The sequence below is a fragment of the Micromonospora sp. WMMD734 genome (assembly GCF_049178975.1).
Classification (GTDB): domain Bacteria; phylum Actinomycetota; class Actinomycetes; order Mycobacteriales; family Micromonosporaceae; genus Micromonospora; species Micromonospora wenchangensis.
Genome location: NZ_JBMHMK010000001.1, coordinates 4887214 through 4899396 on the forward strand (window position 1 = coordinate 4887214; position 12183 = coordinate 4899396).

Sequence of the window (12183 nt, forward strand, 5' to 3'; positions counted from 1 at the left end):
CGCTCAGTTCGTCACGGTCAGGTACTGGTAGGTCTGCTCGTCGCCGAAGCGGACCAGCGGCCCGCCGGAGGCGTCCACGGTGATCAGGAACGCGCCGCCGAGCGGTGTGCCGGGGCCCGTGGCCGGGGCCACCGCCACCTCGGACCAGCGGACGAGCAGGCCCGGCACGTCGCCATCCGGGCCGTCGTACCACTCGGGAACGAACCGCAGCCGCGAGCCGACCGTCCCGGGCGGGGCGGGGTCGGCGTCGTCGGGCAGCGGGCGCAGCGACACGTCGGCGAACCCGGGGTGCCGACGGCCGTGGTGGAAGACCACGGCGTCGGCGAACTCGTTCGACTCGACCAGGTACGAGCAGGTGAGCAGGCGCAACGCGAGACGGGCCCGGACCCGGCCGGCTCGCGGCCCCTCGGCCGGGTCGCCGGGCCGGGCGTACTCCACGATCATGCCGTCGTCCCGGGTGTCGACGCCCATCGACGCGCGGTGCCAGCGCGGATGCCCGTCGTGCCACACCTCGATCTGCGGCGGGCCGGCCACCCGCTCGAAGCCCTGCACCTCGACCGCGCCGCGGCGGGCCCGGCCGGTGAGCACCCGCATCGCGGTGACCGGCGGCGGGACGGTGACGCCGGTGGCCTGGTAGACGGTGAGGCTGCGGGTGGGCGGCGGGTCGGCCCCGACCAGCGGTCGCCCGTGCACCTCCCCGCTGACCGGGACCAGCCGCCACGACGAGGGCCCGGACGCCGGTTCCAGCGTGATCCCGCCGTCGCTGTGCACGGTCAGCGCCCCGGTCTCCTCGTGGCCCGGGGCGACCGCCGGGCCGAGCACCGGGTTCTCCGCGTGCCGGACCCGGTACCCGATCCGGATCGCCGGCACCGGGACCCCGGTGCCGGCGGCGGGGGCGAACACCATCGTCGGCTCGAAGACGAGGTGGCCCGGGTCGTTGAACTTGTTGAACGGGTTCCGGCCGCCGGCACCGGTGTCCCGCAGCGTGATGCTCAGGTCCTCGATCCCCCACAGGCCCGGCGGCGGTGCCGCCGAACGGGGCGAGTACCTGTCGGTGCCGGGGCGGGGCTGGTAGGGGAAGGTGACGAACCGGATCAGGAACTCCGCCGCGACCAGCTTGCGACCGTCCGGCCCCTGGTGGCGGTAGCGCAGCCAGTAGCAGTGCCGGTGGGTCCGGGTGCCCCGGTCCAGCCACACCGCGCCGTCGAACCGGTCGGGCCACAGGTCGTCGGCGAGGAACTCCCCGACCGGCAGGCCGGCGTCCCGGAAGCCGGTCACGGCGAACCGGTTGCCGGACAGTTCCTCCGGCTCGTACTCGATGCTGGTCACGGGGTGACGTCCCTGCTCGACCGGTCGACGGGGGCCGGGCACGACGATGGCCGGTCGGTCCATCGGGCCCGCCGGTGCCGGGCCGGGAACCGCTGGTGACGCGGTCCCGGCCCGCCACCGGGCGGGTCACACCAGGTCGTACTCGCGGGCCAGGTACTGGAACTTCTCGACGGTCAGCACCGTGGCCAGGACCCGCTGGTCGGCCACGGAGAGGTCGTCCACCTCGTCGTCGACCACCCGGTCGAGCACCTCCCGGGCGGTCTGCGGGTCGAGGTCGGCGAGCGGCTCCGGCGTCGGCCCGACCGGCTCGACCTGGTCGGCCGCCCCGACCTGGTCGGCCGGTTCCGGTTCCCCGCCGGGGTACGCCGACCCGGCCGGCCCGTCGTCCTGTTGCCCGTAACCGTCCTGGTCGTAGCCGTGCTGGTCGTGGCCCTGCTGGTCGTAACCCTGCCCGTCGTGGGACTGCCCGGCCTGCTCGTAGCCGGCCTGCTCGTAGCCGTCCTGGTCGTAGCCGGCCTGGTCGTAGCCGGCCTGGTCGTAGGCTTCCTGGTCGGCGGCCTGGTGGGCGGCGGCGATCCAGTTCTGGGTCACCGAGTCGATCACCCGGGCCATCTCCGTCGCCGGCTCACCCAGCTCGTCGACCGCGAAGATCTGCACCGGCGGGAAGGCGCTGGCGTGGTGGTAGACGGTGTCGTAGAAGTCGGCCAGCCAGCCGTTGCGCTGGTACCAGCCCGGGTCGCCCCAGCCCTGCCCGAGCAGGTCCGGCACCAGCTCCCAGCCGGCCTCCGGCTGCTCGGCGAGGATTCCGTGCGCGCTGACCGCCGCCCAGCACAGATAGGCGTACGCGTCGTCGAGGCCGGCCGGGCCGGTCGTGTCGAAGGTCTCCGGATAGTTCATCGGTCGTCTCCCACTCAGCCCGTGACGGTGAAGTACTTGTTGCTGTCGGCGTCGAGCAGGCGGAGCACCGGGCTGCCTGACGAGTCGATCCCGAGGCGGAACTGCCCCTTGTTGCTGTGCTGGCGGCTCCGCCCGTCGGCACCGGCGTGCTCGGCCGTCCAGTCGATGCGCAGCTGCACCCCGACCTGCCCCGGCACCTCCTCGACGTACGGCCCGAAGAACAGCGTCGACTCCTCGTGGTGCCGGTTCTTGACCGCGTCGACGTCGTACTGCCGGCCCTTCTCGCCGACCACCACCGGATCGCCCTGTCCCACCTCCAGCACCCGCAGCGACACGTTGCGGAAGGCGGTGTAGCGCACCCCGCCCACGTAGACCATCTGCCGGTGGCCGTCGTCGGGCGCGGTGACGTACTGGACCATGGTGAACCGCAGCAGCAGCAACGCCTTGATCTTGGTGCGGACCTTCCGGCCCAGCACGGCCCCGTCGCGGACGTACTCCAGCCGCAGCGACGTCTCGTGCCCCTCGTCGTCCGCCGCCGAGGCGACCACCGGCGGTTGACCGTCGTTGAGGACGGTGATGGTGTTCGGGCCGTCCATCCGCTCGAAGCCGATCACCTTCATGCCCTTGTGCGCGTGCGGATCGAGCATCCGGCCACCGTGGTCGATGCCACCCAGCTCGATGCGTTGCGCCCTGAGCACGCCGGTCGTGACCGGCTGGCCGTCCTCGTCAGCCGGAGCGACGCGGGTCGGGCGGTCGTGCACGCTGCCGCTGAGCGGGGTGATCCGGAAGTGCTTCTCGGTCCGCCCCTCCCCCGGATTGATCTCGAAGCTGCCGTTGCTGTGCACCAGGAACGCGCCGACGTCGTTGTGGCTCAACCCGAGGGGCGCGCCGAGCAGGTTCTTCGCCTGGTGCTGCACCCGGTAGTTGATCCGCAGGTGGGGCATGCCGCCGTTGACGGCGGCCACCTCGAAGGTCAGGCTGCCGGACTCGTTGAACTTGTTGAACGGGTTCCGCCCCCGGCCGGTCGCCATCAGCGACACGCTCAGGTCGGTGATCCCCCAGAGCGGGTAGTCGCGCAGGATCTCCAGCTCCTGCTCGGTCGGGCCCCCCTCACCGTCCTTCGGTACGTAGTCGAAGGTCGTGAAGCGCACCAGCAGCTCCACGCAGACCCGCTTCTTGTCGGTGACCCCGATGCCCCGGCGCAGGTAGCGCAGCCAGTAGACGTGCTGCCGGGACTGGCCGCCCTGGACCATGACGAGCTGGCCGTGGGCGATCGGCACCGGTGAGATCAACTGGTTCAGCGGCAGCTCGGTCCGGAACCCGGCGTTGCTGAACCCGTTGACCTGGAACACCCCGTCCGTCAGACCCTTGGCCTGCCCCTGCGCGAACCCGATCATGTTCGCGGTGGTGTTCAGGGCGATGGCGACTTCTGTCACGGATACACCTCCGACGTGGGACCGTCGGGCCGGTCGGCCGACGGTGGTGGTGGTTGTCGGGTGCCGCCGCCGGGGCCCGGTGCCCCGACGTCACCCACTGCCCGGCACACTCACTCCCGGGCGAAGAACTCGAACTCGCTGACCGTCACGTCGGTGCCCTTCTCGGCCCGGTGCACGTCGGTGACCTGGATCTGCACGCTGGTGACCCCGTCGGCTTCGTCGAGGCTCAAGGTCTGGGGCTCCCCGGTGTCCTCGACGGTGAGGGTGTCCGACCGGTTGGTGGAGTAGACCAGGTGCAGGGTCATCGGCCGGTGGGTCGCGGTGTAGTCCTCGGCCGTACCGGCGGTCACGATCAACCGCTCCAGGTCGACCTTCGCCGCGAAGCGTAGGGTGACCGTCGGCGGCTTCTCCTTGTCCCAACGCACCTGCCAGTGTGTGTTGCGGTACTGGTCCACGCTCAGTTCCGGACCGTGGTCGCGGACCGACGCACCGCCGGTCACCTCCACCGGCCGGACCGCCACGAACCGGGGGTTGATCTTCCGGTCGGCCCAGTCCCGGGCCCCGGTCACCGGCCCGGAGACCGCCCCGTTGATCCGTTCCCGCAGCGGCGGGTAGACCAGGTACGCCACCCCGATCGCGAAGAGCAGCACCGCGGCGACCGCGTTCGACCGCTGGTAGATGGTGTGCAGCACACCGCCGACCCCACCCGGTCGGCCGCCGCCGGGCGCGCCGGGGCGGGTCCCGGCCGCGGTGACCCGGGGGCCGCGGCGTGGCAGCAGGCGCTGCCACCAGCGCCGACGCACCACCTCGGCGGTCCGCAGCGAGTCGCCGCACCGGCTACAGAACCGACGGGTCGGCGCGTTGCCCTCACCGCACCCGCCGCAGATCAGGTCACCGGGTTGCCGTCGCCGGGTGGGTGCCTTCGCGCCGACGGTGGCCACCCGGGGCCGGACCGCCTGCGGGCTGACCTCCTCGGGCTCGACGGTCGCGGCGGTGGCCCGGGAGCCGACCCGTCCGCCGGTGGCCGGCGCGCCGGGCAGCACGGAGTCGACCGACCCGTCGGCGGCGACCAGGGCGCTGGTGTGCGGCGCGGCACGCGTGTCGCGCCGGGGTGGGGAAGCCGGATTCCTCGGAGCGGTCGGCAGCTTCGCCCCGGCCACCCCCGGCGGCGGGGGCGGCAGCCGACGCGGCGACCCGGCGACGCCGGTCGGGGCGATGACCGGCACACCGGCCGGGGGGCCGCCGGTCGGCGACGACGCGGCGGCGCCCGCCGGGTCCGCCTCGGACGGGTCGGGGCGGGCAGCGGGCGGCACGGTGCGGGCCGCCCGGTCCGGTAGCCGGGCCGCCGGCACCCCCGGCGGCGGCGGTGGCAGCCGGCGCGGCGGCGTCGACCCCGACGCCGCGCCGCCCTCGGACGCAGCCGTCACGGTCGACGCGCCGGCGGCGGAGGGCCCGGTCGGCGACGTGCCGGGCGGCGCGGACCGTACCCCGGGAGCGCCGAGCCCCGGCGGTGCGGACCGGACACCAGGCGGACCGGACCCCGGCGGACCCGGCCGCGCCCCGGGCGGACCGGACCGGACACCAGGCGGCGTCGTCCCCGGCGGGCCGGAACGCACACCGGGCGGCACGGCACCGGGCGGCATTGCACCAGGCGGCGTTGCACCGGGCGGGCCCAGGCCGGGCGGACCCGGCCGCGTCCCCGGCGGACCCACCCCGGGCGGACCCGGGCGGACCCCCGCCGGACCGGCCCCCGGCGGCCCGGGACGCAAACCCGGTGGGCCGCCGGGCAGGCCGGACGCTCCCCGGCCCGTCCCGCTGCCGACCCGCACCACACCCTCGTCGACAGGCGAGCCGCCAGGCGCGGGCGCGATCACCCCGGCGATACGTTGCAGCAGCGTGGGCTTCTGCCGGAGCTCCTGCTCCGCCTCCTGGACCGTCTCGACCGGGATCTTCGGCACGGTCTTCTCGCCGGTCCACTCCAGGAAGCTGCCGCAGGACCCGCAGAAGGTGTCCGCGTCACCGTTGTGGTTGCCGCACTCACGACAGATGATCACGGTCGAGCACCTCCAGGGTCGTCGTCACGTGCGCCGGTACGACCGCGCGGCACAGCTCGTCGAGGGCGTGCCGGGCCACCGTCGCCGGCTCGTCCACCCGCACCCGCACGTGCACCCGGGGCGGTGGCAGGACGGCCGGCAGCGGCTCCGGCCGGGTCGACCAGGACACCCCGGTCGAGTCGAGGACCTCCACCTCGCCCCCGGTGGCCAGCTCCAGGGCCATCCGCAGCCCGGCGACCGTCCCGCGCAGCCGGTGCGCGGCGACCGCGCCGGCCACCATCGCGCGCTGCCGCTCGACCGGCCAGTTCTCGTCGAGCTGCGCACCGACCCAGTGGCCCAGCCAGAGCAGGAAGTCCGGCGGGGTCAGTGCCGGGTCCAGGTACGCGTCGAGACAGTCGAGGGTTGACACCACCGGCGCGAGCACCTCGTCCAGCCCCTCGGTCCAGCGCACCAGCAGGTCGTCCTCCTGCAACAGGGCGGGCAGGAAACCGGCGATCGGGTACGGCATCGCCACGTCGACCAGGCCCCGCATCAGTGCTCCTCCACCCGGAGCTGGTGGTCGAAGGAGAAGACCAGGCTGTCCGGTTCCAGGTCGATCCGGCCGGCCTCGGTGCCCCGCTCGCCGGTCACCGGGTTGGCGGTGAACAGCCGCAGGTCCTCCACCAGCTCCACCCCGCGTACCCGCTGCAATACGGCGAAGAGTTCCCCGGCCTGCACCGGACGCCCGAACGGCCAGCCCCGACCGTCCGGGCCACCGCCGGTCAGCGGGCTGAGGAAGCCGTACAGGGCGGCCAGGCCCTCCTCGCAGACCCGCTCGACGACGACCCGGGGCCGGGCGACGACCCGGGCCACCACGGTCACCCCCCGGTAGCGGGGCGGCTCGACGATCACCCGGGTGCCGATCAGCCGGGTGGCGTCCAGCCGGGCGGCTACCCGGGCGAGGCTCGACTCGGCCGGGATCAGGTCCTCCAGCCGCAGCCGGCCGTCCTCGGCGGGGGCCGCCGGCACCACCAGCAGCCGCGCCACCGGCGGACCGTCGCCGTTGCTCGGCACGCAGCGGACCCGGGCCAGTTCCGGGGCGGCCTCCCGGGCCAGCACCTCGTGGTCCTCGGCGGTCACCGCGCGACTGCGGCTGCGCAGGGTCAGCGGGCCCCGGCGGCGGGCCTCGTCAAGCGTCTCGCCGTCCACCCCGCCGCTGGCCGGGTGCCGGTTCTCCACCCCGGCGACGTACGGGATCGAGGTCCGCAGCGCGGTGACCGCGCCGACGCCGACGTTGCCCCGGCTGCCGCCGCCGACCGCGTACCGGCGTAGCCGCAACCGACCGCCCCGGGGCGGCACCGCGCCGTAGCGGCGCAACGTACCGTCGGGTTGCCGGACCGCCGGGCCGAGGACCACCTCGCCGGCCACCCCGTCGAGCAGGAAGTGCCGGTCCTCGGGGCCGCTGCCGGCGAAGTGCTCGACCGGCGACCACCGCTGCCAGCCGTCGTCGGAACTGACCTCCAGCACCGGGTCACCGAAGCCGGCCAGCACCGGCCGGCGGGTCAGCGTGAACCGCTGACCGGGCACCCCCTCGGAGTCGCCGAGTTCCTCGTCGTCCACCAGGTCGGCGTGCACCGCGTCGGTGGTGCCGCCGACGGTGTTGGCGGCCAGCCCGAGGACCACCGGCGAGGCGCTGTAGCCGGGCTGCCCCTCCTGCGGGGTCACCACCCGGGCCCGCAGCCAGCCGGCCAGCACCCCGTCGACCAGGCTGGCCTGGTGCCCGGCGGGCACGTGCAGCAGGATCGCGCCGGGACGGTTCAACGCGCCGGTCTCGTCCAGCCCGACCTCGCAGTCGAGCCAGCCGTCGGCACCGCGCGCCTCCCAGCGCAGCGGCGGGTGCAGCGGGTTGACCCCGACGCCGTCGACGCGTCCCTCGAACTCCAGCCGCACCGCGCAGCCGCCGACCGCCCGGTCCAGCCCGATCAGCAGCTCGTCGCCGGGCTGCGGCACCGGGGAGAACGCGGCCACCGGGCCGCCCAGTTCCAGGGCGCCGGTCTGGTCGGTGATCCCGTCGGCGGTCCGGACCCGGAGCTGGGTCAACGCGCAGGGCGGCACGGCGAGGTCGGCGAGGGTGGCGAAGACCAGCGGGTCCCCGCCGTCGCCGACGGTCACCGCCCGCGTCCCCGCCGGCACGACCTGGGTGGCGCGGGCCGGGGTGGACAGCCAGAAGGTCAGCGTGGTCCGGGCGGCCGTCGGCGGCACCAGGCGTACCCCGATCAGTTCCAGGAACTTCACGTAGAGCCGGTCGGGCACCCGGTTGAGCCGGTAGATGAGCTGGTCGGTCAGGGAGGCGAACGTCTCGATCAGGGTGATTCCCGGGTCGGCCGGGTGCAGGTCCGTCCACTCCGGGCAGCGGTCGGCGATCAACCGGCGGGCGTCACCGACCAGGTCGTCGAAGCCCCGGTCGTCGAGGTCGGGGGCGGGCAGCGCCATCAGCCGAGCACCCCCGTACCGGTCAGTTCCCGGTCGCCGGGCAGGGTCCGCAGGTTGAGCCCGAGGGTGCCGGGCTCGTCGGTGTCGCGTACCCGGTAACGGATCTCGATGTGCAGCAGCCCGTCGCCGCCGGCCGGGTCCTCGGTGACGGCGACGTCGTCGATCTCGGCCCGGGTCTCCCAGCGTTCCAGCGCGGCGCGCACCTCCACCGCCACCGCCCGCCGGGTCTGCCCGGTGACCGGCTCGAAGACGAAGTCCCGCAGCCGGGAGCCGAACTCCGGCCGCATCGGGCGCTCGCCCGGGTAGGTCGCCAGGATCACGCACATCGCCTGCTCCAGCAGGGCGGTGCCGCTGATCGTGGCGAGCCGGCCGTTGGGCTGGACCCGCAGCGGAAAGGCACACCCGGTGCCGATGACGTCGGCCTGCATGGCACTCCTCAGTTGAGCTGGATGGGTTTGCCCTTGATGGCGGTCGACGCGGTGCCGCTGATGTTGACCTGCGTACCGCTGATGTCGACCGTCTTGCCCTTGAGCTTCAGGCTGGTGCCGCCGTCGAGGGTGAGGCTGCCGCTCGGCCCCGCCTTGATCTCGACGGCGGTCTGTCCGGTGCACTCGATCAGCAACTTGCCGGGTTTGTCGGGGGCGCAGCGCAGGGTCACCGTGCCGGCCACCTGGTCCATCGCCAGCGACAACTTGTCGCCCCTGGTACCGAGGACCACGTCGGCGGCGGTCGGCTGCCCCTTGCCACCGGGCGGCACCTCGTCGTGGAAGACCAACCGGCTGCCCGACGGCGACAGCAGGCCGCGCCGGATCACCGAACTGGTCTGCCCCACCGACTTCACCCCGCTCGCCCCCGGCTTCGTCGACGACGACTGGCCGCCGTCCAGGCCGTAGCCGGTGTGCCGGCTGGGCAGGCTGCCGAGCACGTACGGGCGGCGGACGTCGCCGAACTCGAACGCGACGAGCACCTGGTCACCCGGCTCCGGCACGAAGAACGCGCCACCGGTCGGGCCGGCGAAGAGCTGCCCGACCGGTGCCCAGTCGGTTTCGTGGTCGGGCGACAGCCAGGGCAGCGCCAGGGTGACCCGGCCCAGGTTCTGCGGGTCCTTGACGTTGCTGACCACCCCGCAGACCACCCCGTCGATCCGGGCCGGACCGCCCGGGTCACCGCCGCCGGTGTTCGCCAGTCCGAGTAGCGACCGGTCCTGCGTCCCGCCGATGGTGAACTCGGTGCGGTAGCCCTCCTCGGCCTCGTCGAAGACGTGCCGGGCGGCGCTGAGCGTCCAGGTGCCGGCGAACGGTGCCGGCACCCCGTCGACCTTGACCGCCTTCCCGGCGACCAGCCGGGCGTCGCCCAGCGCCTCCCCCTCCGCCTCGGCGAACCCGCCACCGACGCTGGCGGCGAGCCCCTTCGCGGCCTGGGTGACCGCGCCGTCGGCCCGACCGGGCACGGGCAGCCCCCGGCCGACCAGGACGTGCGCGCGGGGTCCGGGGGCCGGGCCGACGTCACCGACCGCGCTGTTGCCGGCCCGGGGTGGTGCCGGCGCACCCCGGGGGACGAAGGTGTCGGCGGCGGCGGTCGGCGTCCGGCCGGCCAGGCTCACCCCGTCGGCGGTGGTCGCGGTACGGCTCGCCACGACCGTCGCGGCGACCGGGTCCCAGGCGCGCACCTCGACCTCGGGGGCGAGGTTGCCGGCGCTGACCCGGGGCAGGAAGCGGCGCAGGTTGCCCCGGAAGGTCAACGGCACCGGGCTGCCGGCCCGCCGGGCGGTGGCCGCCCGCCGGAAGTGGAACCGGTCCCCGTCGGCGCCGATCTCGTAGCCGATCTCCCGGGCGCGGGCGCTGAGGAACTCCCAGTCGGTCTGGGCGACCTGGGACAGGTGGGCCAGCCGGCCGGTGGTGGCGTCGATCGTGCCGACAGTCAGTTTCGCGGCGGTCGCCACCTGCCGGGCGACGTCGGCGTCCGACTGGTTGAGGAAGGTACGGGTCCGCCGTACCCGGTGCAGCCGGTGGTCGTGGGTGTAGCCGCGCACCACCACGTGCGCGCTGACGTCCACGAAGTGCCCCTCCACGGCGGTCACCTCGCCGCTGATCAGCCGGTGCTCGGCCGAGCCGTCCCCGGTCGGCCCGAAGACCTGCACGGCGGTGCCCAGCTCCAGCCCGGCCGTACGTAGCACGCTGCCGTCCAGGTCGGCGAAGGTCAGCTCGAACATGTCCGGCAGGGCGGCCTGGGTGTCCACCACCACCCGTACCAGTTGGTCGGCGGCGGCGGCCGGCAGCGCCCGGCCGGCGGTGCCGACGGTGACCCGGGGGCGCAGGGTCGCCGTACCCCAGAGCAGGCCGTGCCGGTCGATCGCGGTCATCGTCGCGCCCCCACTACCGCCGCGCCCCGACGGACGCGCCCCTGGCCTGCGCCCGCATCGGGTCGTCCAGGCCGCTGGCCAGCGCCCGCTGCCGCCACTGCGCCGGGTCGGTCCGCACCGACCGGGTCGGCACCGGGCCGCCGCGCTTGGGGAAGATCTCCCCCTCGATGACGATCAGGTCCAGGGTGGCCTGGGCCCGCACCGGCTGCCCCTCCCCGTCGAACCGGGTCAGGTTGACGTTCAGCGTGCTCAGGTTGACCGCCATCGACAGCTTTCCCCAGGTGAACGTCAACCGGGGCAGCTCGATGCTGGCCGCGCTGCGGCTCTGTTCGTCGACGCTCGGCGGGCCGGAGAACGCGATCAGCTTCTGCACGTCCTGGGCCACCCCGGCACCGACCAGCAGCACCTCGCCGGCCATCACCCGCAGGGCGGTGTCCGAGGTGAGTTCCACGCCCCGGCCCCGGCCGACGAGCTGGGAGGCCCGGGAGGAACGGGTGATGCCCATCTTGGCCGGGTTGTAGGAGAACGCGACCCGGCCGAGCGTCGGCGACGACAGGGTGGCCGTCTCCGCCTTGGCCTGTAGGTCGGGGAAGAACCCCTCGTGCACCAGCTCCAGCCGCTCCACCGCGACCTGGTTGCTGTCCGAGGAGAGGTCCGGGCCCGTCCACGACGACGGCCGTACGCCGTAGAGCAGCCAACTGGTGACCGGTTCGCCGTCGGCGTCGAGCAGGGTGATCCGGGCGGTGGTCCGGGTGTCGTCGCCGGTGCCGTCCTGCCACGAGCGCAGCACCCCGACCAGCCACTGTTGCAGTTGCGCCGAACTCTCCCGGTGCACCGCCCGTTCCAGCACGACCGGGGCGTAACTGACCTCGCCGGGCAGGTGGTACTGGCCGACGTAGTCGCCGGTCACCCGGACCACCTCGGGCCGGAAGTCGGCCCGCAGGCCCCGGCAGGAACGCCACAGCCCGATCTGGACGTCACCGATGGTCACCTGGAACCGCATCGCCAGGCCGAGCTTGAGGGTCCGCTTGACCCCCGGTCCGTCGCGGAACATCTGGAGCAGGCCGCCTGCGGCGAGCCCCTGCGCGGTCTGGCTCGGGTCGCCCAGCATCCCGCCGAGCTGACCTGCGGAGATCGCGGCCATCAGAGCGAGAACTTCACGTCGTCGTGCAGGAAGCCGGTGTGCGCCAGTTCCAGGGTCTCGACCGCCACCCCGCTGTGGCTCGGGTCGAGTTCCGACACCGACCAGCCGACCGGGAAGAAGTGCTTCAGGTCCCAGCCGACGATCTTCAGGCCGACGCTGTCGACGAGTTGGATCGTTCCGCTGAGCGGGCGGTACCGGTTGGCCTGCTGGCAGAGCCACTCCTGGACGACCTGCGAGTCGAAGCACACCGCCCGGCTGAGCCGGATCCGGCTGTAGGTCGGCTCCCCCACGTACGTGAAGACGTCGTTGCTGTCCCCGGCCCGGTACTCGCAGACCTGCCAGGTCACCCCCAGCCCGGAGACCCGGGACCAGGAGCCGAGGTTGTACCGCTCGTCGTCGATGACCACGAGGTACCTGTGGTTGACGCCGGTGACCTCGAAGAAGCCGCCCATCAAGCGGGCCGCGGTGGAAAGACCGCCTGCCATCGTT

General features: G+C 74.0%; 10 protein-coding genes. All 10 read right to left on the reverse strand.

What is annotated here, in order from left to right:
- Positions 1-3 precede the first annotated feature (3 nt).
- The 10 genes from ACN267_RS20855 to ACN267_RS20900 all read right to left on the reverse strand — a co-directional run bounded on the left by ACN267_RS20855 (position 4) and on the right by ACN267_RS20900 (position 12179).
- Positions 4-1329, reverse strand: coding sequence for a hypothetical protein (locus ACN267_RS20855; protein ID WP_421489408.1), 1326 nt, complete (start codon positions 1327-1329; stop codon positions 4-6).
- Positions 1330-1455: 126 nt separating this feature from the next.
- Positions 1456-2226, reverse strand: coding sequence for a hypothetical protein (locus ACN267_RS20860; RefSeq protein WP_421489409.1), 771 nt, complete (start codon positions 2224-2226; stop codon positions 1456-1458).
- 14 nt (positions 2227-2240) lie between these two features.
- Positions 2241-3662: a hypothetical protein gene (locus ACN267_RS20865; RefSeq protein ID WP_421489410.1), complete on the reverse strand. Its 1422-nt coding sequence runs from the start codon at positions 3660-3662 to the stop codon at positions 2241-2243.
- Positions 3663-3772: 110 nt separating this feature from the next.
- The gene (locus ACN267_RS20870; protein ID WP_421489411.1) at positions 3773-5089 is read right to left on the reverse strand and encodes an NADase-type glycan-binding domain-containing protein; all 1317 of its coding nucleotides are present in this window, start codon (positions 5087-5089) and stop codon (positions 3773-3775) included.
- 610 nt (positions 5090-5699) lie between these two features.
- The gene (locus ACN267_RS20875) at positions 5700-6248 is read right to left on the reverse strand and encodes a phage tail protein (protein ID WP_421489412.1); all 549 of its coding nucleotides are present in this window, start codon (positions 6246-6248) and stop codon (positions 5700-5702) included.
- On the reverse strand, positions 6248-8188 hold the full coding sequence (locus tag ACN267_RS20880) for a putative baseplate assembly protein (protein WP_421489413.1): 1941 nt from the start codon (positions 8186-8188) through the stop codon (positions 6248-6250). Before ACN267_RS20880 ends, ACN267_RS20875 begins: the two co-directional genes overlap by 1 nt.
- Complete coding sequence (locus ACN267_RS20885; RefSeq protein ID WP_204962066.1) at positions 8188-8616, reverse strand: GPW/gp25 family protein; 429 nt, start codon at positions 8614-8616, stop codon at positions 8188-8190. The genes ACN267_RS20880 and ACN267_RS20885 overlap by 1 nt, the downstream gene beginning before the upstream one ends.
- An 8-nt stretch (positions 8617-8624) precedes the next feature.
- Entirely contained in the window at positions 8625-10550 is a 1926-nt protein-coding gene (locus ACN267_RS20890) for a phage baseplate assembly protein V (RefSeq protein ID WP_421489414.1), read from the reverse strand.
- 13 nt (positions 10551-10563) lie between these two features.
- A complete protein-coding gene (locus ACN267_RS20895; protein ID WP_421489415.1) occupies positions 10564-11694 on the reverse strand; it encodes a phage tail protein in 1131 nt (376 codons plus the stop codon).
- On the reverse strand, positions 11694-12179 hold the full coding sequence (locus ACN267_RS20900; protein ID WP_088643770.1) for a phage tail protein: 486 nt from the start codon (positions 12177-12179) through the stop codon (positions 11694-11696). Before ACN267_RS20900 ends, ACN267_RS20895 begins: the two co-directional genes overlap by 1 nt.
- Between the last annotated feature and the right edge of the window lie 4 nt (positions 12180-12183).

Excerpts from the sequence above, each read along its gene's own strand:
- ACN267_RS20885 (WP_204962066.1), bottom strand. The coding sequence starts at position 8,616 with ATGCAGGCCGACGTCATCGGCACCGGGTGTGCCTTTCCGCTGCGGGTC.
- ACN267_RS20895 (WP_421489415.1), bottom strand. The coding sequence starts at position 11,694 with ATGGCCGCGATCTCCGCAGGTCAGCTCGGCGGGATGCTGGGCGACCCG.
- ACN267_RS20875 (WP_421489412.1), bottom strand. The coding sequence starts at position 6,248 with ATGCGGGGCCTGGTCGACGTGGCGATGCCGTACCCGATCGCCGGTTTC.
- ACN267_RS20900 (WP_088643770.1), bottom strand. The coding sequence starts at position 12,179 with ATGGCAGGCGGTCTTTCCACCGCGGCCCGCTTGATGGGCGGCTTCTTC.
- ACN267_RS20890 (WP_421489414.1), bottom strand. The coding sequence starts at position 10,550 with ATGACCGCGATCGACCGGCACGGCCTGCTCTGGGGTACGGCGACCCTG.
- ACN267_RS20880 (WP_421489413.1), bottom strand. The coding sequence starts at position 8,188 with ATGGCGCTGCCCGCCCCCGACCTCGACGACCGGGGCTTCGACGACCTG.
- ACN267_RS20860 (WP_421489409.1), bottom strand. The coding sequence starts at position 2,226 with ATGAACTATCCGGAGACCTTCGACACGACCGGCCCGGCCGGCCTCGAC.